This is a genomic window from Rhodococcus wratislaviensis (genome assembly GCF_041228765.1).
Classification (GTDB): Bacteria; Actinomycetota; Actinomycetes; order Mycobacteriales; family Mycobacteriaceae; genus Rhodococcus_F; species Rhodococcus_F wratislaviensis.
Window position 1 is genome coordinate 133,594 of the sequence record NZ_CP150488.1, and the last position, 18,290, is coordinate 151,883.

General features: G+C 67.4%; 19 protein-coding genes. 8 read left to right on the top strand and 11 right to left on the bottom strand.

Annotated features, from left to right (window positions below):
• Positions 1 to 4: 4 nt before the first annotated feature.
• From WKC72_RS00605 to WKC72_RS00640, 8 genes are all read right to left on the bottom strand, one after another.
• Entirely contained in the window at positions 5 to 1,159 is a 1,155-nt protein-coding gene (locus WKC72_RS00605; RefSeq protein WP_370181466.1) for an acyl-CoA dehydrogenase family protein, read from the bottom strand.
• 10 nt (positions 1,160 to 1,169) lie between these two features.
• Positions 1,170 to 1,997: an SDR family NAD(P)-dependent oxidoreductase gene (locus WKC72_RS00610; RefSeq protein ID WP_012689569.1), complete on the bottom strand. Its 828-nt coding sequence runs from the start codon at positions 1,995 to 1,997 to the stop codon at positions 1,170 to 1,172.
• 42 nt (positions 1,998 to 2,039) lie between these two features.
• Positions 2,040 to 2,450, bottom strand: coding sequence for a MaoC/PaaZ C-terminal domain-containing protein (locus WKC72_RS00615; RefSeq protein WP_037229112.1), 411 nt, complete (start codon positions 2,448 to 2,450; stop codon positions 2,040 to 2,042).
• Complete coding sequence (locus tag WKC72_RS00620) at positions 2,447 to 2,911, bottom strand: MaoC family dehydratase N-terminal domain-containing protein (protein ID WP_370181467.1); 465 nt, start codon at positions 2,909 to 2,911, stop codon at positions 2,447 to 2,449. The genes WKC72_RS00615 and WKC72_RS00620 overlap by 4 nt, the downstream gene beginning before the upstream one ends.
• A complete protein-coding gene (locus WKC72_RS00625) occupies positions 2,908 to 4,101 on the bottom strand; it encodes a lipid-transfer protein (RefSeq protein WP_370181468.1) in 1,194 nt (397 codons plus the stop codon). The genes WKC72_RS00620 and WKC72_RS00625 overlap by 4 nt, the downstream gene beginning before the upstream one ends.
• 106 nt (positions 4,102 to 4,207) lie before the next feature.
• A complete protein-coding gene (locus WKC72_RS00630) occupies positions 4,208 to 5,359 on the bottom strand; it encodes a TetR/AcrR family transcriptional regulator (RefSeq protein WP_112300561.1) in 1,152 nt (383 codons plus the stop codon).
• Between the two features lie 126 nt (positions 5,360 to 5,485).
• The gene (locus WKC72_RS00635) at positions 5,486 to 6,685 is read right to left on the bottom strand and encodes a DDE-type integrase/transposase/recombinase (RefSeq protein ID WP_370180656.1); all 1,200 of its coding nucleotides are present in this window, start codon (positions 6,683 to 6,685) and stop codon (positions 5,486 to 5,488) included.
• Positions 6,686 to 6,810: 125 nt separating this feature from the next.
• On the bottom strand, positions 6,811 to 7,767 hold the full coding sequence (locus tag WKC72_RS00640) for an AraC family transcriptional regulator (protein WP_370184226.1): 957 nt from the start codon (positions 7,765 to 7,767) through the stop codon (positions 6,811 to 6,813).
• Positions 7,768 to 7,957: 190 nt separating this feature from the next.
• On the opposite strand from WKC72_RS00640, the gene WKC72_RS00645 reads away from it, so the two are divergent.
• The 3 genes from WKC72_RS00645 to WKC72_RS00655 are packed head-to-tail and all read left to right on the top strand — an operon-like array spanning position 7,958 to position 11,171.
• A complete protein-coding gene (locus WKC72_RS00645) occupies positions 7,958 to 9,418 on the top strand; it encodes a flavin-containing monooxygenase (RefSeq protein ID WP_370181469.1) in 1,461 nt (486 codons plus the stop codon).
• Entirely contained in the window at positions 9,415 to 10,344 is a 930-nt protein-coding gene (locus WKC72_RS00650) for an alpha/beta hydrolase (RefSeq protein ID WP_370181470.1), read from the top strand. The genes WKC72_RS00645 and WKC72_RS00650 overlap by 4 nt, the downstream gene beginning before the upstream one ends.
• On the top strand, positions 10,341 to 11,171 hold the full coding sequence (locus WKC72_RS00655) for an SDR family oxidoreductase (protein ID WP_037229134.1): 831 nt from the start codon (positions 10,341 to 10,343) through the stop codon (positions 11,169 to 11,171). The genes WKC72_RS00650 and WKC72_RS00655 overlap by 4 nt, the downstream gene beginning before the upstream one ends.
• An 18-nt stretch (positions 11,172 to 11,189) precedes the next feature.
• Here WKC72_RS00655 and WKC72_RS00660 read toward each other — a convergent pair whose 3' ends face one another.
• Complete coding sequence (locus WKC72_RS00660) at positions 11,190 to 11,531, bottom strand: SHOCT domain-containing protein (RefSeq protein WP_112300564.1); 342 nt, start codon at positions 11,529 to 11,531, stop codon at positions 11,190 to 11,192.
• 16 nt (positions 11,532 to 11,547) lie between these two features.
• Complete coding sequence (locus WKC72_RS00665) at positions 11,548 to 11,997, bottom strand: DUF6325 family protein (RefSeq protein WP_128640202.1); 450 nt, start codon at positions 11,995 to 11,997, stop codon at positions 11,548 to 11,550.
• A gap of 330 nt (positions 11,998 to 12,327) precedes the next feature.
• Here WKC72_RS00665 and WKC72_RS00670 point away from each other — a divergent pair, with 330 nt between their 5' ends.
• The 5 genes from WKC72_RS00670 to WKC72_RS00690 all read left to right on the top strand — a co-directional run bounded on the left by WKC72_RS00670 (position 12,328) and on the right by WKC72_RS00690 (position 16,829).
• Positions 12,328 to 13,536 (top strand): low temperature requirement protein A, encoded by a 1,209-nt coding sequence (locus tag WKC72_RS00670; RefSeq protein WP_037229142.1) that lies wholly within the window; start codon positions 12,328 to 12,330, stop codon positions 13,534 to 13,536.
• 116 nt (positions 13,537 to 13,652) lie between these two features.
• Complete coding sequence (locus tag WKC72_RS00675; protein ID WP_370181471.1) at positions 13,653 to 14,903, top strand: molybdopterin-dependent oxidoreductase; 1,251 nt, start codon at positions 13,653 to 13,655, stop codon at positions 14,901 to 14,903.
• 1 nt (position 14,904) lies between these two features.
• Entirely contained in the window at positions 14,905 to 15,417 is a 513-nt protein-coding gene (locus WKC72_RS00680; RefSeq protein WP_370181472.1) for a hypothetical protein, read from the top strand.
• Complete coding sequence (locus WKC72_RS00685; protein WP_174233826.1) at positions 15,414 to 16,073, top strand: class I SAM-dependent methyltransferase; 660 nt, start codon at positions 15,414 to 15,416, stop codon at positions 16,071 to 16,073. The genes WKC72_RS00680 and WKC72_RS00685 overlap by 4 nt, the downstream gene beginning before the upstream one ends.
• 87 nt (positions 16,074 to 16,160) lie before the next feature.
• The gene (locus tag WKC72_RS00690; protein ID WP_037229322.1) at positions 16,161 to 16,829 is read left to right on the top strand and encodes a hypothetical protein; all 669 of its coding nucleotides are present in this window, start codon (positions 16,161 to 16,163) and stop codon (positions 16,827 to 16,829) included.
• A 38-nt stretch (positions 16,830 to 16,867) separates the two neighbouring features.
• Here the strand turns inward: WKC72_RS00690 and WKC72_RS00695 are convergent, their stop codons facing one another.
• A complete protein-coding gene (locus WKC72_RS00695) occupies positions 16,868 to 18,280 on the bottom strand; it encodes a hypothetical protein (RefSeq protein ID WP_370181473.1) in 1,413 nt (470 codons plus the stop codon).
• Positions 18,281 to 18,290 lie beyond the last annotated feature (10 nt).

Below are 18,290 nucleotides of genomic sequence, written 5' to 3' on the forward strand. Positions count from 1 at the left end.
GTGTTCAGAGCGATCGAGCGATGAGGTCCTTCATGATTTCGTTGGATCCGCCGTAGATCTTCTGGACCCGGGCGTCGGCGTACATGCGGGCGATCGGGTATTCGCGCATGTAGCCGTAACCGCCGAAGAGCTGCACACACCGGTCGATCACCTGACACTGCTGTTCGGTGAGCCACCACTTCGCCATCGCGGCCGTGGTCGTGTCGAGGTTTCCGCTCATGTGGCGCTCGATACACGAATCGATGAACACCCGCGCCGCATGCGCGACCGTGTCACATTCCGCGAGAACGAACTTCGTGTTCTGGAAGTCGAAGATCGTCTGGCCGAACGCGCTCCGGAACTTGGTGTAGGACACGGTCTCCGCGACAGCAGCCTCCATCGTCGCGACCGCGGTCACTCCGATCAGGAGCCGCTCCTGCGCCAGTTGCGTCATCAACTGGCCGAACCCGCGACCTTCCTCGCCACCGAGCACATTCGCAACGGGCACCCGGACGTCCTCGAACGACAGCTCCGATGTGTCCGCGCCGTGCTGACCGACCTTGTCGAGGATGCGTCCGCGGGTGAATCCGGGGCAGTCGGCGGTCTCGACGACGATCAGCGACACCCCCTTCGCGCCTGCCGCGGGATCGGTCTTGGCGACCACGACGATCAGATCCGCCTGTGATCCGTTGGAGATGAACGTCTTCGCGCCGTTGATCACGTAGTGGTCGCCGTCGCGGAGGGCCGTCGTCTTGATGTTCTTCAGGTCCGAACCGGCACCCGGCTCGGTCATGGCGACCGCGGTGACGGTCTGCCCGGTGGCCATGCCGGGAAGCCAGCGGCGACGCTGTTCCTCGGTGCCGTACGCGAGGATGTAATGCGCGACGATACCGCTGTGGACGGTGTTGCCGAAGCCGGTGTCCAGGGCGCGGGCCTGGGCCTCGACGACGGCGAGGTCGTGGGCGAACGTCCCTCCACCACCCCCGTATTCCTCGGGGATGGAGCAGCACAGCAGCCCGAGTTCGCCGGCCTTGGTCCAGACGTCACGGTCGACGTAGTGCTGCTGCTCGAACTTGTCGCGGTGGGGTGTGAGCTCTCTCGCGAAGAACTTGTCGGCAAGCTCGCCGAGCGCGGTGGTGTCGGAGTCGCGCCAGGACGAGGTGTAGGTGGTGGAGGGCATCCGCGTCGTCCTATCCTTCGTATCCGCCGCCGGTGACCATGATCTGGCCGCTGACGTAGTCGGACTCGGGGTAGGTCAGCATCACGACGGAGCCCGCGGCCTCGTCGGGGGTGCCGGGGCGGCCGAGCGGAATCATCGCCTTCATCGCCGTGAGCAGATGCGGGTTGACCCCGACCTTGATCTCACGGCCCTCGATGTCGATGGTCGCGTCGCCGTCGGCGGCGACCTCGGTGAGCCTGGTCTCGATGAAACCGAACGCGACCGCGTTGACGTTCACGTTGTAGCGGCCCCACTCCTTGGCCAGGGTGCGGGTCATGCCGATGATCCCGGACTTCGCCGACGAGTAGTTGACCTGGCCGGCGTTGCCGTAGAGACCGGCGATGGAGGAGATGTTGACGACCTTGCGGTGCACGGGGGTCCCGGCTTCCTTCTCCGCCTTGGCTGCCTTGCTGATCACCGGCTGCGCGGCCCGCAGGATCCGGAACGGCGCCTTGAGGTGCACGTCGAGGATGGCGTCCCATTGGTCGTCGCCCATCTTCTGGATGACCGTGTCCCAGGTGTAGCCGGCGTTGTTGATGATGATGTCGAGCCCGCCGAACTCGCCGGTGGCGGTGCCGACGAAGCGCTCGCCGAAGTCGGGGGCGGTGACGTTGCCCGCGCAGATGACGGCGTTGCCACCGGCGGCGGTGATCTCGTCGACGACCGCCTGTGCGGGCGCGGTGTCGAGGTCGTTGACGACGACGTTGGCGCCTTCACGCGCGAGGGTGAGAGCGATGGAGCGTCCGATGCCGCGTCCGGATCCGCTGACGATGGCGGTCTTTCCTTCGAGCTTTCCCATGATGATTCGGTGTTCCTTTTCGAGAGTGGTGTGTTCGTGTGGTCAGTCGAGTGCGATGACGGCGTCGCCGAGGAGGGTGACGGTGCCGTCGGCGAGCGCGACCTTCAGTTCGACGGTGGCGAGGCGTTCGCCGCCGACCTCGTCGATCGAGGTGACGGTGCCGGTGCAGGTGGGCTGACCGTGCACCGGGGTGATGGACGCGAAGCGCACCTTGTAGGAGCGAAGCTGCTGCTGCGGAACGAGATCGGTGAGCAGGCGGCCGAGATACGCCATCGACAGCATGCCGTGCGCGAAGACGTCGTCGAGCCCGGCGCTCTTCGCCACGTCGAGGTCGATGTGAATCGGGTTGTGGTCACCCGACGCACCGGCGAACAGGGCGAGCGTCGTGCGGGAGATCGGGTCGATGCGCAGAGGCTGCACGCCGGCGCCGACCTCGGGTGTGAAGACCGTCATGACGCGTCCTGTCCGGGCCGGTTCTGCACGACGGTGACGCCGCGCATCACCGCGACGCGGGCACCGTCCTGGTTGGTCACGGTGGTCTCGCGGACGATGAATTCCAGCAGGCCACCTTTCTTCTCGTAGATGTCGGTGATCCGGCTCGCGGCGGTCAATTCGTCACCGGCGTAGGCCATCCGGTGGTAGTCGAACTGCTGCTCGCCGTGGAGGACGGTGCGCAGATCGACGTCCAGGTCCTCGAGGAACGCGAAGGGGTTCGGGGCCTCGAGTTCGATGCCGAACACGAACGTCGGCGGCACCGGCAAGTCGCGGTGACCGGCCTGCTTGGCGGCGTCGGGGTCGAGGTAGACGGGGTCGTGCTGCCCGGTGGCCTTCGCGAAGTTCTGCAGCCGGCTGCGCGTGATCAGCAGGGACACCGCGGGGAATTCGCGGCCGATGACGGAGCGGTCGAGGCTCATCGCGCGTCCACCTTCTGGTAGAGCGTGACGACGCAGGCGCCGCCGAGACCGAGGTTGTGCTGCAGCGCGAGATTCACGCCCTCGACCTGACGGGCTCCGGCCTGGCCACGCAGCTGCCACACCAACTCGGCGCACTGGGCCAGGCCCGTCGCGCCCAGCGGATGGCCCTTGGACAGCAGCCCACCCGACGGGTTGGTGACGACTCGTCCGCCGTAGGTGTTGTCGCCGTCGCGGATGAACTTCTCCGCAGTCCCGGCCGGGGTGAGTCCGAGCGCCTCGTAGGTGAGGAACTCGTTGGTGGTGAAGCAGTCGTGGAGTTCGACGACGCGGATGTCCTCCGGGCCGACGCCGGCGGTCTCGTACACGTTGTGCGCGGCCGCGGCGGCCATGTCGTATCCGATGACCTTGCGCATGTCTTTGGACTCGAACGTGCTCGGGGTGTCGGTGGTCAGGCTCTGCGCGCGGATCACCACGTCGGCGTTCAGTCCGTGCTTGCGGGCGAATTCGGGGGTGCAGACCACCGCGGCGGCGGCGCCGCACGTCGGCGGGCAGCACTGCAGCCGGGTGAGCGGCCCGTAGATCTTCGGGGACGCGAGCACCTCCTCGACGGTCACCAGGTTGCGGAACACCGCGTTGGGATTGTTCGCGGCGTGCTTGCGGGCCTTCACCGAGATCTCGGCGAAGATCGCCGGATCGATCCCGAACTCGTCCACGTACGCCTGACCGGCTCCGCCGAAGAACTGCGCCGCCATCGGTGCCTGCGGATCGACGCCCTGCACCTCGTCCCGGATCGCTTCCTGCCGCACCATCGGCCCCGGACGATCGATGAAGACCGAACCCAGGGCGCCGGGCACCATCTGCTCGAATCCGAGCGCGAGGGCGCAGTCGACGGTGCCACTGGCCACCGCCTGCCGCGCCAGCCACAGCGCCGACGATCCCGTCGAACAGTTGTTGTTGACGTTGACGATCGGGATCCCCGACTGACCCAGGCCATACAGCGCGGCCTGACCCGAGGTTGAGTCACCGTATACATAGCCGACATACGCCTGCTGGACGAGCGCGTAGTCGATTCCCGCATCGGCGAGCGCAGCCCTCGCCGCAGCCTCCCCCATGTCGGCGTAGTTGCCGCTCTTTCCCGGTTTCGTGAAGGGGATCATTCCTACCCCGGCCACGTGGACATCGTTGACCATTTCCGTCCTCTCATCATGAAGTGATTCCAGTCACCTTAACCGGCATTTACTTCATTGGGAAGGGGGAATCTTCGATCGACTGATGCCGCGAGAGGTGCGCGGACGATCAGTGCGAGAAGAGCACTGCCAGGGTCATCGCCACGAGGTCGGCCGGGAAGGACGCATTCGCGCGGAGGTGCTCGATGCGCGCGAGGGTGTGCACGACACTCAGCGCGGTGTGCACCAGAACCCTCGCGGGCGTCTCCTCCAGGTCCGGGCGGCAAGCGCGGAGCAACGCGGTCCACTCCGCGACGTATTCGCGCTGCCGGGCGCGAGCAATGTCGGACAGGGTCACCTGTTCCGTTTGCAGAAGAGACGTCAAAATCGTTCTGTCCAAAGCTAATTCCGCGTAGCCGCGAACGAGATCTTCGAGCGCGCGCTCCGGCAGTTCGTTCTCCCGCAGCACCGAGTGCAACAGCAGCCAGAGCGCGCTGGTGCCGCGCTCGATGGCCGCCTCCAGAATCTCCGCCTTGCTGTCGAAATAGCTGTACAGGTTGGGGCCCGACACCCCGGCGGCCGCACCGATGTCGTCCAGCCCCGTCGCCTCGTACCCGTTCTCCCCGAACAGGACGATGGCGTGGCCGAGCAGGCTCTCACGCTTGGAGACCGGCTCGAGTCGCGCCGATGCCCGCTTGGGCAATGGCGTCGGCGGCGCGAGTTCGACTGCACACAGGGCCTCACACGCCGACGTGAGGAGCGCCGCGAACTCGGGACCGGAAATCCGCGACGCGTGCGAGCTGGGGCTCGCAAGCACGGCCTGCACCCCCCATGCCACTTCCTCGGCCTGCCCATTCCCCAGGTGTGGCCTCTCCACTTCGACGAGATCCGCGTACTGACGATTGACCGCCCGCAGACGGTCGCGCAGCCCGTCCCGCAGATCGTCCGGGAGGTTGCGTGCTTCGCGCCACCACAGTGCACCGACGTCCCGGTGAGCTGCCGCATGTTCGCAGCTCACCGCCAAGGCGCCCGCCAGCGTCACCCGCGAACCGAACGTCGGGGTGACGTCGTCGAAACTCTGCCCGATGACCGCCCCCAGCAACACCGACTTGTTGGAGAAGTGGCGGTACAGCGCGCCGGCGGTGATCCCGACCCGGTCGGCGATCTGCGCCATCGACACATTCCGGTACCCGAGCTCGACGATCAGCGCACGTGCGGATTCGAGGATCTGCTCCTTGCGATCCTTCGGCCGGCGCCGGACGGTGGACAGGGTGGTATCCATGAGTGCCTTCCGCGACTATGTAAACGTCGGTTAAGGCTACGCCCGTGAGTACTTGTCAACCGCCCGCGGTTTGTGCTGTCTACGTAGATGTGAGACACGGGTGTCTACGTAGATGTGAGACAGATTTTAGGCGGGGCGGAGTTTGCCTTGGTAGCGCTTGGTGTGGTCGAGGTGTAGGTGGCCGATCACGTCGCCGTCGGTGGTGTAGGCGGTGACGTGGTCGTCGTCGCGCAGCAGGGTGACGGTCTGTCCGGCCATCTTTCGGCCGACGCTCAGGCGGGCGCGGGAGTCGACGCACACGGTGCCGGTGGAGGAGACGACGAGGGCGTGCACGGTGGCGTCGTGTTGGATCGGAAGGTGCTGTGGCCCACCGTGGATCGCCGCATTCCGCCAGGCCTGCAGCGGTGGCATCTTGACGGCGCTGTGCGGGCGTTCGGTGTTGTAGAACCGCTGGTAGGTCTCGCACAGTTGCTGCAGTTCGGTGGTGGTGGCCGCGGTGGTGGGCCGTGCGGCCAACCATTGCTTGAAGGTGCGGTGGTGGCGTTCGACCTTCCCGCAGGTCTGCGGGTGATACGGGGTGGAGTGGATCAGCCGGGCCCCGGCCTGCTCCACGACCCGGGTGAAGCCGGAGATGCCGCCCTTGGTGCGGCGGGAGGTGAACGCGCTGCCGTTGTCGGCGAGCACCAACGCCGGGATCCCGAAGCCGGTGAACGCGGCGGTGATCGCCGCGATCGCCCCGGCGGCGGTTTCGGCGTCCGCGACCCGGGTGGCGACCAGGGTGCGGGTGCAGTCGTCGAGGACCTCGAAGACGACGACCTTCTCGCCGGTGGCCAACCGGACCTGGGTGGCGTCGATCTGGTAGCAGTCGCGGGGGTTGCGGTAGCAGAACCGGCGGTACGACGATTTCGGGCGTTTCTTCGGTTCCGGGATCACCAGGTCGTAGCGGGAGAGGATCGTGTTGATCGTGGCCCGGGACGGGATGGTCCAGCCCTCGGCGGCCCAGTGGTGTTTGTCGGCGACGGCCTGCAGGTGGTAGGCGATGGTGTCGGCGCCGCGCTCGTGGTGGGGCAGGTTCAGGCGAAGCCGGACGATTTCGATCTCGACCGGTAGTGGGGTGGCGTGTGGGCAGGAGGTGGGCCGGCGGGACCGGGTGGTCCACCGGCCCTCCTCCTCGATCCGTTTCTTGTGTCGGTAGGCGGTGGCGCGGGAGATCCCGTGGTCGGCGCACCAGCGGGCGAAGTTCCCGTCGAACATGTCGGCGCCGGTGGCGTGGGCGAGCACCAGCAGGGCGTGTAGCAGGTCCATGACGGCATCCGTTCCGGTCATGAACCAAGTTCACGACCAGTCAGGTGCCTCACACCTCGTCGACGGCAGCGTGTCTCACATCTGGGTAGACATCATCTGTCTCACATGTCCCCAGACTCAACAAACCGCCCGCGGTTGACAAGTACTCACGGGTGCAGGTCGGCCCGGTACTGCCTCGGCGTCTTCCCGAACCACCGCCTGCAGGAACGGTTGAGGGTGCTCTGTTCGGTGTAGCCGAGCAGTCCCGCGATCTGGCCGAGATGAAATCCCGGTTCGGCGAGGTATCTCGCCGCCTGGGCGCGACGTTCCCGTTCGATGAGATCCTGGCATCGCACACCCTCCTCGGCCAGCCGCCGTTGCAGCGTGCGCGGATGCATCGACAGTTGGTCGGCGATGGCCTCGGCGCTGCAGTGGCCGGTGGGCAGCAGGCGCCGGGCCAACTCGGCCACGCGTTCGGACAGCGCCGCGGTGCTCGGTAGGTAATGCGTTTCCAGGTATTTCGTGGCGATCCGCCGGGTCTCCGGATCTGCGCTGTCGATCCGCCGGTCCGCCAGGGTCCGGGGCAGTTCGAACCCGCACCACGTCTGCCCGAACAGGACGGGGCAGTCCAGCGCAGCACGGTAGGCGGCGTCCGACCCGAGTTGGTCGTGCACGAACGAGATCAGCGAGGGACGCGCATCCGGGCCGGCGAGCAGCCGAAGGATGCGGACACCATTGGCCATGGCCAGCTCGTATCCCTGCGGCAGATAGGGCAGCGACGGTTCCGTCATCTCGTAGACGAACCGGACGTCACCTCCGGTGCGCGGCTCGACGGTCAGCTTCAGGGCGGGCGAGTGCACGTAGAAGTAGCGGGCGATCGCCTCGAATGCGCCGTGCACGGTCTGCGCGTTCCGAGCGATCACGGCGACGGGCCCGAGGATGTCCAGGCCCTGCCAGTGCGAGAGCCGGAGCCCGAAGTCCGGGCAGTCCAGGTCGGTAGCACCGGCCTCCAGCACGTGCACGACCGCCTCGAACGACACGAACGCGTCCACCTCGTGCTCGGCTCCGGGTGGGATGTGGAAGCGCGCGAGGGACGACTCCGGGTCGGCGCCCAGCTCCCGCATCAGGTCGCCGTACCCCCAGAGGTTCGTGGCCCGGATCAGACTTCCCACGGGGTCAACTCTCCTCCAGCCGGGAACGATGTCGGGAAATGCTAAAAGCATGTCCGAAAGTGTCAAGACCTGTGACGTGGCACACAGTCATTCTGTTTGTACCCCATCCTGCGAACCCAGCAGGCAGAAGCGCGAGGAAGCCATGAGTACGACACATTTCGACGTTCTGATCATCGGTGCCGGACTGTCCGGCATCGGAACGGCCTGCCAGGTGACGGCCGAGTTCCCCCACAAGACCATCGCGGTGCTGGAGCGCCGCGAGCGGCTGGGCGGTACGTGGGATCTGTTCCGCTACCCCGGTATTCGTTCCGACTCCGACATGTTCACGTTCGGCTACAAGTTCCGGCCGTGGCGTGACTCGAAGGTGCTCGCGGACGGTGCGTCGATCCGCCGGTACATCGCGGACACCGCGCGGGAGTTCGGCATCGAGGACAAGATCCGTTACGGGCTGAAGATCGTCGGGGCGGACTGGTCGACGGCCGAGGAACGCTGGACGGTGACCGCCCTGCACGAGGCAACCGGCGACATCCGCACCTACACCTGCGGGTACCTGGTCAGCTGCACCGGCTACTACGACTACGACGCCGGCCACCTTCCGGACTTCCCGGGCACGGACCGATTCCGGGGCCGGTGCGTCCACCCACAGCAGTGGCCGGAGGACCTCGACTACACCGGTAAGAAGGTCGTCGTGATCGGGAGCGGCGCCACCGCCGTCACCCTGGTCCCGTCGATGGCCGGCGATGCAGAGCACGTGACCATGCTGCAACGCTCGCCGTCGTACATCTTCCCGATCCCCGCCCTCGACAAGATCTCCGAGGTGCTGGGCCGATTCCTGCCCGCCGAGTGGGTGTATTCGTTCGGACGCAAGCGCAACATCGCCCTCCAGCGCGGGCTCTACCTGGCGTGCCGGCGGTGGCCGCGGCAGATGCGGCGATTCCTGCTCTGGCAGGTGCGACGACGCCTCGGCCCCGGATTCGACATGAGCCACTTCACGCCGAACTACATGCCGTGGGACGAACGCCTCTGCGCGGTGCCGGACGCGGACCTCTTCACCGCGCTCTCGTCGGGAGACGCATCGATCGTCACCGATCACATCGACACGTTCACCGAGACGGGCATCCTGCTGAAGTCGGGACGGGAACTGGAGGCGGACGTCGTCGTCACCGCCACCGGCCTGAAGATCCAGATGCTCGGCGGAATGGAACTGTCCGTGGACGGGCAGCCCCGTCCGCTGCACGGTCAGATGACCTACAAGGGCGTGCTCGTCGAGGGAATCCCCAACCTGGCCTGGGTTTTCGGCTACACCAACGCGCCGTGGACCCTGAAGTCCGACATCGCGGGCGCCTACCTGTGCCGGCTGCTCCGGTACATGGACGAGGGCGGTCACACCGTCGCGACGCCCCGCGACGTCGAGAACTCCGCGATGGACATCGGCATGCTCGACCAGTTGCAGTCCGGGTACGTGCAGCGCGGCAAGGACGTCATGCCCCGCCAGGGGTCCACGGCGCCGTGGAAGGTTCTCATGCACTACGAGAAGGACTCCACGATGCTCCTCGACGACCCCGTTCACGACGGAATTCTGCAGTTCGGCGCGCCGGCATGAGTACCGTCAGCCGGGGTGCCATCCGGGCCTGCCTGCGCAGCGCACGCCCACTGTTCGCGTCCCACCGCGTGCCCGTCGGGGCGAAGCGCCTCATGGTCGAGATGGTGACGGCCGCCGCCCGCCCACCGCGTGGCACCCGGTTCGAGCGCGACACGGTCGCCGGCGTCCCCGTCGTGCGGGTGCGGCCGGCGCACACCACCGGGGGGACGCTGATCTACCTCCACGGCGGCGGATACGCCCTCGGAAGCGCGAAGGGGTACCGCGGCCTGGTCGCGCACCTCGCCGCAGCCGCCGGGACGACGGCGGTGATCCCCGACTACTCACGCTCGCCGGAATCCCGCTACCCGATTGCCCTCGAGGAAATGGTCGCGGTCTACTCCCGGCTACTCGACGACGGCCTCGACGCGGACACCACCATCGTCGCGGGGGATTCCGCCGGCGGCGGACTGACGCTGGCGCTGGCGACGGCATTGCGTGATCGTGGCCTCCCCGCCCCGGCCGCGCTCGGCCTGATCTGCCCGTGGGCCGACCTCGCGATCGACGCCGACCGGTCGCGACCGGTGCTGCGCGATCCCCTGATCCTGCCGTCCATGACGGCCGAATGGGCCCCGCGCTATGCCGGACAGCACGATCCGAGATCGCCCGGCATCTCCCCGGTGTACGGCGACATGACGGGTCTGCCGCCGATCGTCATGCACACGGCCGGCGACGATCCGATCTCCGTCGACGCCGAGAAGATCGAAGCAGCCGTCGCCTCTGCGGCGGGCGTCCTCCACCATCGCCGGTTCGACGACCTCTGGCACGACTTCCACCTCCAGGTCAGCCTCCTCGCCGAGGCACGCGAGGCGGTCACCGACCTCGGCGCGGCACTGCGCCGTCACATTCAGACGATTCACCCCGACACAGCAAAGGTTGCAACCACATGAGCACGTTCGAAGGAAAAGTCGCCGTCGTCACCGGAGCAGGATCCGGCATCGGCCGGGCCCTCGCCCTCGATCTCGCGAACAGGGGTGCGAAGCTCGCCCTCTCCGACGTCGATACCGTCGGACTCGCCGACACCGTCCGCCAGGCCAAGGCGCTGGGCGCGGAGGTCAGGTCCGACCGAATCGACGTCGCCGAACGGGAAGAGATGCTGGAATACGCAGACTCCGTCGTCGCAACGTTCGGCACGGTCCACCAGGTCTACAACAACGCCGGCATCGGCTACAACGGCAACGTCGAGAAGTCCGAGTTCAAGGACATCGAGCGGATCATGGACGTCGACTTCTGGGGCGTCGTCAACGGGACCAAAGCCTTTCTGCCACATCTGATCGCGTCCGGCGACGGGCACGTCGTCAACATCTCGAGCCTGTTCGGGCTGATCGCCGTGCCGGGCCAGAGCGCCTACAACGCCGCGAAATTCGCTGTGCGCGGCTTCACCGAATCGCTGCGTCAGGAGATGCTGATCGCCAAGCACCCCGTCGAGGTGACGTGCGTGCATCCCGGAGGCATCAAGACCGCCGTGGCCCGCAACGCCACTGTCGCCGAGGACGAGGACGCACAGACCTTCGCGGACTTCTTCGACAAGCGGCTGGCCCTGCACTCGCCGGAGATGGCGGCGACGACGATCCTCGACGGAGTCCGCAAGGGGAAAGCCCGGGTGATCATCGGCTGGGAGGCGAAGGCCCTCGACGTGCTGGCCCGCGTCATCGGGTCGTCGTATCAGCGGGTGGTCGCCGCCGGTTTCGCGACCTTCATGCCGTGGATGAAGTAGGCGACTGCCGGGGTCGTCCTAGGACGCCAGGATCTTCGCCTTCTCGGCGTTGAATTCGGCTTCGGTGAGCACACCTTGCGCTCTGAGTTCTCCGAGATCCTTCAGAGCGGCGATCCGGTCGACGCTCCCTCCTCCCGCGGAGGGGGTGGGGGCGGCCTGCGGCGGGGGTTCCTGGGAGTAGGCCGGGGCCTCGTTCTGCGGTGCCTGCGGTTGCTGCTGCGGTTGCTGCTGTGGTTGCTGTTGCGGTTGCTCTTTCGCCGCCCACCGCTGACCCTGGCGTCGAGACACTCGATTCGACACGGATGTGGCGGTTCCGGCGATGACGGCGGTGCGGGCGATCCCGCGGAGGAGTCCGGGCATGATGTTGTCCTCGGTTTCAGTTTCTGGCTTCGAGCGCGTCGAGTGACGCCAGGATGCCCTGCACAGGGATGCGACCCGACGCCACGAGCTGCGCTCCGCTGTGACGCAGAGCGGTTGCGAGCGGTGCGGCCCAAGTGTTCTCGTAGACCAGTACCGCAGCCGAAGCACCCGGCTCGAGCACGGATCCGGCGTCGGCGATGTCCGCCAGGTCGAGCAGGCCGGTCGAGGCCTCGGCGAAGAGCGACGCATCTATGTCGCCCTCGAGTCCGACGTCGACGACGTCGATCGCCACGACGGAACCGTCCGCTTCCCTGCGAAGGAAGACCAGGTCGAGCACTCGCACGGTGCCCTGCTCGACGAGGTCGCGGAGTATCGCCAATGCCGATCCGTCCGGTCTTCGGTCGGCCGGGAACTCCACCACGAGATAATCGATGGGCCCGCTATCCTCCGGGTCGATATCGTTCACCGGAAAACCTCTCTTCGTGCATGCCGACCAGGTCCGCGGATGGCACCGGGATCAGGGCTCGGTCACAGTAATCCGGGATCTCCCACGAGAATTCCGGCCATCTTCCGAGCATAATCCGGTTCGAGACCGTCTCACGGGCTTTCACCCTGTTCGGATGATTTTCGATGACGCCCTGCATGCGAAGACGTTCCCGGCCGCGGCAGCCGGCGGGCCGGGCGGATCCCCCGCACCCCCGTCGGCACCCCCGAACGAAAGGCTGAGCCCGACCCCACGGATCGTCGCAGTTCGTAGGACTTTCCCGCGTCGCCGTCCGGTGGCAGCATTCTCCCCGTGACCTTTGCCCATCGTTTGCGTCCCCGCCTCGTCGAAGAACGAGCGTCGGTGTCGCCGCTCGAACTGTTCTTCGACCTCGTCTTCGTGTTCGCCCTCACCCGCGTCACCGATCTGATGGCCGAGGACCCCACCGGGGTGAACCTGCTGCGCGGCGCACTGGTGATGGCCGTCCTGTGGTGGAGCTGGGTGGGGTACGCCTGGCTCTGCAACCTCGTACGCGCCGACGAGGGCATCGTGCGGGTGGTGATGTTCGGTGCGATGGGCGCCATGTTCATCACCGCCCTGACGATCCCCGAGGCGTTCGACGACCTGGCAGGCGGACTCGACGGCCCCGTCATCTTCGCCCTCGGCTACTTCGTCGTCCGCCTACTGCACCTGGTGATGTTCTGGGTCATCAGCCGCACCGACCCCCAACTGCGCGGTCAGGTCCTGCGCTTCGCGCCGAGCATGGTGACCGGCACCGCGTTCCTGCTCATCGCATCGCAGCTCACCGGCACGGCGCAGACCGTGATGTGGATCCTCGCCCTCGCCGGCGACTACATCGGCACCCTGATCGGCGGCACCGACTGGCGGCTGCGGTCGATCAGCCACTTCGCCGAACGACACGGCCTCATCATCATCGTCGCGCTCGGCGAGTCGATCGTCTCGATCGGCATCGGCGTCGCGAGCCTGCCGATCTCCTGGGCGATCATCGTCGCCTCGTTGCTGGGACTCGCGGTGTCGGGGCTGCTGTGGTGGTCGTACTTCGACGTCACATCACTGGCCGTCGAGCACGCCTTCGAGGAGGCCACAGGTGCGCGTCAGATCAAGATCGCCCGCAACTGCTACAGCTTCCTGCACCTGCCGATGGTGATCGGGGTCGTGATGCTGTCACTCGGCCTGAAGAAGATCCTGTCGTACGTCGGCGACGGCAACCATCATCGGCTCACCGACCCGCTGTACGGCTGGCCGCTGATCGCACTGTTCGGCGGCGCGGCGCTGTACCTCCTCGCGCTGGTCGCGTTCAAGGCGTACGCGACGAGGTCGGTCACCGTGCCGCGCGTCGTGACGGCGGTCGTGCTGATCGCGCTGATCCCCGTCGTCTGGCACATCCCGGCCCTCGCCACCCTCGGCGTGCTCACCGCGGTCCTGCTCGCGATGATCGGATACGAGATGGTCCGGTACGACCAGCCCCGCGAAAAGATCCGGCACGGTTCGCACCCGTGAGTACTTCTTAACGTCGGGCGGTTAATAAGTACTCACGGGCGCAGCAGTCCTGCACGGCGGCGGCACCGAATTACCTCTGAGGCTCGAGATGATCGAGCCGGAGGGATTGATACACCATGACCGACCACTCTCGCGGCCCACGATTACGCAGTCCATTGCGCGGACCGTGGCTGACCTCGGTATTCGGCCTCGTACTGCTGATCGGGCTTCCGGTCGTCATCGTCACGGGACTGCTCTCGTACATCGCGTACGGGCCTCAGTTCGGGCAGGCCCGTCCCGGCGACGTCGGGTGGCTGCACCTTCCGTACTTCGCGTGGCCCACCCGGCCGTCGTGGTTGTACCGGCTCACGCAGGGTCTGCACGTCGGGCTCGGACTGATCCTGGTGCCGATCGTGCTCGCCAAGCTGTGGTCGGTGATCCCGAAACTCTTCGTGTTTCCGCCGGTGCGGTCGCCGGCGCAGGCGCTCGAACGTCTGTCACTGATCGCCCTGGTCGGCGGTGCGCTGTTCGAGATCATCACCGGGGTCCTGAACATCCAGTACGACTACATCTTCGGCTTCGACTTCTACACGGCCCACTACTGGGGCGCATGGGTCTTCATCGCCGGGTTCGTGACGCACACGATCCTGAAGGTGCCGTTGATGGTGAGGTCGTTGCGTTCCCGGTCGTTCCGGGACATGCTGCGCACCTCCCGTGCGGACACGCACCCCGAATCGCCGGACGAGAACGGCCTCGTGGCCGTAGACCCCGCCCCGCCCACCATCAGCCGCCGCGGCGCCCTCGCCCTGGTCGGTGGCGGCGCCGCGCTGGTCGCCGTCCTGTCGGTCGGGCAGACCACCGGCGGGTTCCTGCGCAATGCCGCGCTGCTCCTCCCCCGCGGTCGCTCGTACGGCGACGGGCCCAACGACTTTCAGATCAACCGCACCGCTGCGGCCGCGCAGATCACCCCGGAGCAGACCGGCGACACCTGGCGTCTCTCGGTGACGGGTGGTGCGGCACCCGTGCAGCTGAGCCGAAGTCAACTGCGCGCCATGCCGTTGCACACGGCGTCGCTGCCGATCGCGTGCGTCGAGGGATGGTCCACCACCGAGACGTGGACGGGCGTGCGACTGCGTGACCTCGCGGACGCCGCCGGGGTGACGGCGTTCGCGTCGGCGAAGGTGACGTCGCTGGAACGGTCCGGGGCGTTCAACCAGGCGGTGCTCACGTCGGATCAGGTGCGCGACGCCGACGCCCTGCTCGCCCTGGCGGTCAACGGCGCGGACCTGTCCCTCGACCACGGCTACCCCGCCCGGATCATCGTTCCCGCCCTGCCCGGCGTCCACAACACCAAATGGGTGCAGGCCATCGAATTCCGGGAGGCGTGAGATGCGCCGATTCGCCCGCTTCTACGGCGCTAACCCGCTGCATCTGCTGGCCGTGCTGTTCAGCTTCGCCCTCGCCGGATATGCGGTGGCGGTGGTGGGTCCGCAGAATCTGTGGAATCAGGACGTGTGGTGGAAGTCCATCGCCGTATGGTTCCTCGGCGCAGTGATCGCCCACGACCTCGTGCTGTTCCCGCTGTACGCGCTCGCGGACCGATCCTTGGCGTCCGGGCTGAACGCGATGCGGGGCAGGAGAACTGCCCGACCTCCGTCGGTTTCGGCACTGAACTACCTTCGGGTACCGGCGCTCGCGTCCGGGCTCACGCTGCTGCTGTTCCTGCCGGGAATCATCGAGCAGGGCGCCGACGCGTATCTCGCGGCGACGGGGCTGACGCAAGAACCGTTCCTCGACCGCTGGCTGCTGCTCACCGCCACATTCTTCGCGGTGTCCGCCATCGCGTACGCCACCCGGCTCGCGCTGTCCCGCAAGGCTGGTGACACCGTGAGCGGCTCATGAGGAGAACGGACGTATCCACGGACCTCCTGATGCGGCGTGCGTCGGCGGGACTCCCCTGCTGGGTGCGCGACGCACGGGGAACGCGTCGCCCGCTGCCGGTGGGCCGGTGGATGGGCGGGGACGCATCCTCGCTCTCCGATCGGATCGCGGACCGGGTGATGCTCACCGGTTGTCACGGCGCCACCGTGGACCTCGGCTGCGGACCGGGCCGCCTCACCGCGGCACTCATCTCGGCCGGCTTCGCGGCGCTGGGTGTCGATTCATCCTTCGCCGCAGTACAACTCACGATCCGACGCGGCGGCCTCGCGCTGCACCGGGACATCTTCGCGCCGCTTCCGCGGTCCGGGCACTGGGACCGGGTGCTGCTCGCCGACGGCAACATCGGCATCGGCGGCGAACCTGTGCGGGTTCTCCGTCGCGCACGAGAACTGTTGCAACCTCACGGAATTGTGATCGCCGAGGTGGATCCGCCGACCACGCCGGGGGTCCGTCACGAGTTGCTGCGCTGGGAGACGGATCATTTGGCCGGAGAGTGGTTCGCTTGGGCGAGTGTGGGTGTCGCGGCGATGTCCGGGGTCGCCCGCGCTGCCGGACTGAGCGTCATCGATGTTCTGCAGCACGCCAATCGGTACTTCGTGCGGATGGAATGGGCGTAAGAGCTCCCATCCGCCGGCGGAGCCGCACCGAATACCTAGTGAACATCCACCCACCCCTCCTTCCTCCGGAAAGGTTGTTTGATCATCATGTCGAACTATCGAAAAGCACTCGTAGCAGCGGCCATCGGCGCCCTGGCCCTGACCCCGCTCGCGGCGTGCTCGAGCAACGATTCGAATGCGGCGTCGAATGTGAGCGCAGCAGCATCCTCGCAACCCGCACCCGTCGCCCAGGTCGACAACCTGACCGGGGTGAGTACCGCCGTCGCATTGGATTCCGGCTTCACCGGAGCCCTGACGACGCTCGGCCTCACCCCCGGAGTGGTGGGTACGGCGGCGCTCGCCGACGGATCGGTCAGCTTCCCGATCACCGGCGGCAACGTGAAGTACTGGGAGCCGGGCACGGTCGATCCCTACGTACAGGGCGAGATCATGCACGACGGCAGCGGATTGTCGTTGGCGGCGCCCGGCACCGTCGTCGAACTCACCGATTTCGCGATCGACCCGGGAACGTCGCTGCTCACCGGCGACGTCAGCGTCAACGGTGCGTCGGCGGCCACCGATGCGGTGTTGTTCGATCTCAACGGCCGCACGTTGAAGCCGCTGCAGACAGGACCGAACGACACGGCGATCCTGCAGGGAACCGAGGTCAAGATCTCGGAAGACGCCGCCGGACTGCTGAACGAGACGTTCAAGACCGACGCCGTGAAGCCGGGGTTGCTGGTCGGAATCGCCACCATCACGATCGCGACCAAGTGACCGTCTGCCCCCGAACGGCACCTGGGATGCGCCGGCCGTCACCAGTTCGTGAACAGCAGATGGTTGACGGCCAGCGCACCGGCGGCCTGCACCGCGAGCCAGAACCGGTGGCTTCCGCGCGGCAGGAGGGCGGGGGCGGCGAGAAGCCACACTTCGAACGGCAACCAGATCCGCTCGGTCTCCGCCTTGCTCAACGCGCTCAGGTCGGCGATCACCACCGCCAGCAGCGCCGAGAGCACGAGGACGGGAACCGGCGACCGCGCCCGCACCCGGGACCAGGCGAACGCCCGGGGCAGCGCGGCGGGCACCGCCAACCCCACCGCGCAGACGAGCGACGCGAAGTTGGCCCAGCCCCAGTACGCGAAGGGGCGATCCGACGCGATGCCCTGGTAATACCGTTCCTGCACCAGCTGGTAGCCGTCGAACCACCAGAATCCGTACAGCGTGAACACAGCCGCCACCGCGAGCGCGCCGGTGAGAGCGCCGACCAGCGGGCGGGCCGTGCGCGCGATCACCAGGACGGCGACCGCCGGAATCGCCATCAGTGTGAGCCCGTAGCTGAGGTAGACACCGAAGCCGAGCAGGACGCCCGCCGCCACGGCGACGAGCGCGGGGATCGGGACGGTCCGGGTCGCGGACAGGGCCAGCAGGGCGATCCCCCACGCGACCACGCCGGCGAACAGTGCGTCCGCCGACACCGCCACCCAGATCGCGGCGGGTGCGAGGACGAGGAAGGGGGCCGCGCGCCGAGCCATGGCCTCGTCACCGAGCGCACGGATCGCGACGATCACGGCGGCACCGGCGCTGGACCCGACCGCGACGCACAGCGCGGACGCCCAGGCACCGCCGTCGAGCCCGATCCGGTCGAGCCAGACGAACGTCAGGAGCGCACCGGGCGGATGCCCGGACACGTGGGTGGTCCACGAATCGGGCTGCAGGTCCAGGATCCGGTCCGCGAAGCCGCGCAGCGTCGCGGGGATGTCCGTGACACGAGGAACCTCGTGGAGATACTCGTCGGTGGAGGTCAGGCGCCCGGCGAACCCGCGCTGCCAGCCGTCGACCAGCGCGAGCGCCATCGCCCACAGTGCGGACACGAGCCACACTCCCACCGTGAGACGACGCCACGCCAGCGTCTGCGCCAGGCCCGGCCCCCACAGCACGACCGCCGCCGCGACCGCGACGGCGATCGGCGTCCCCCACCCGACGTGCACGTCGCGGAACCCGAACAGCGGCGCGGCGTCCGCGAAGTCCCGCACACTCTCCGCGGTGCGGTGGACGATGGGGGTGATCGTCTCGTTTCCCAGGCGCGGGACGACGAACGCGACCACCACCAGGATCAGAGCGAGCGCGGCGCCCACGACGTCGCGGTACGGGAAATTCCGCTCCTCGGCGCGCTGCGGGGATCCGATGACGTCATCTCCTTCGGCGAAAGTCGCACTCGCGCCCAGCATAACGACGGAG

What these genes read in the sequence shown, in the direction of transcription:
- WKC72_RS00650 (WP_370181470.1), top strand. Translation starts at nt 9,415, where the DNA reads ATGAGTACCGTCAGCCGGGGTGCCATCCGGGCCTGCCTGCGCAGCGCA.
- WKC72_RS00675 (WP_370181471.1), top strand. Translation starts at nt 13,653, where the DNA reads ATGACCGACCACTCTCGCGGCCCACGATTACGCAGTCCATTGCGCGGA.
- WKC72_RS00695 (WP_370181473.1), bottom strand. Translation starts at nt 18,280, where the DNA reads ATGCTGGGCGCGAGTGCGACTTTCGCCGAAGGAGATGACGTCATCGGA.
- WKC72_RS00685 (WP_174233826.1), top strand. Translation starts at nt 15,414, where the DNA reads ATGAGGAGAACGGACGTATCCACGGACCTCCTGATGCGGCGTGCGTCG.
- WKC72_RS00630 (WP_112300561.1), bottom strand. Translation starts at nt 5,359, where the DNA reads ATGGATACCACCCTGTCCACCGTCCGGCGCCGGCCGAAGGATCGCAAG.
- WKC72_RS00645 (WP_370181469.1), top strand. Translation starts at nt 7,958, where the DNA reads ATGAGTACGACACATTTCGACGTTCTGATCATCGGTGCCGGACTGTCC.
- WKC72_RS00605 (WP_370181466.1), bottom strand. Translation starts at nt 1,159, where the DNA reads ATGCCCTCCACCACCTACACCTCGTCCTGGCGCGACTCCGACACCACC.
- WKC72_RS00680 (WP_370181472.1), top strand. Translation starts at nt 14,905, where the DNA reads ATGCGCCGATTCGCCCGCTTCTACGGCGCTAACCCGCTGCATCTGCTG.
- WKC72_RS00655 (WP_037229134.1), top strand. Translation starts at nt 10,341, where the DNA reads ATGAGCACGTTCGAAGGAAAAGTCGCCGTCGTCACCGGAGCAGGATCC.
- WKC72_RS00620 (WP_370181467.1), bottom strand. Translation starts at nt 2,911, where the DNA reads ATGAGCCTCGACCGCTCCGTCATCGGCCGCGAATTCCCCGCGGTGTCC.
- WKC72_RS00625 (WP_370181468.1), bottom strand. Translation starts at nt 4,101, where the DNA reads ATGGTCAACGATGTCCACGTGGCCGGGGTAGGAATGATCCCCTTCACG.
- WKC72_RS00640 (WP_370184226.1), bottom strand. Translation starts at nt 7,767, where the DNA reads ATGCGGGAGCTGGGCGCCGACCCGGAGTCGTCCCTCGCGCGCTTCCAC.
- WKC72_RS00660 (WP_112300564.1), bottom strand. Translation starts at nt 11,531, where the DNA reads ATGCCCGGACTCCTCCGCGGGATCGCCCGCACCGCCGTCATCGCCGGA.
- WKC72_RS00615 (WP_037229112.1), bottom strand. Translation starts at nt 2,450, where the DNA reads ATGACGGTCTTCACACCCGAGGTCGGCGCCGGCGTGCAGCCTCTGCGC.
- WKC72_RS00635 (WP_370180656.1), bottom strand. Translation starts at nt 6,685, where the DNA reads ATGACCGGAACGGATGCCGTCATGGACCTGCTACACGCCCTGCTGGTG.
- WKC72_RS00690 (WP_037229322.1), top strand. Translation starts at nt 16,161, where the DNA reads ATGTCGAACTATCGAAAAGCACTCGTAGCAGCGGCCATCGGCGCCCTG.
- WKC72_RS00610 (WP_012689569.1), bottom strand. Translation starts at nt 1,997, where the DNA reads ATGGGAAAGCTCGAAGGAAAGACCGCCATCGTCAGCGGATCCGGACGC.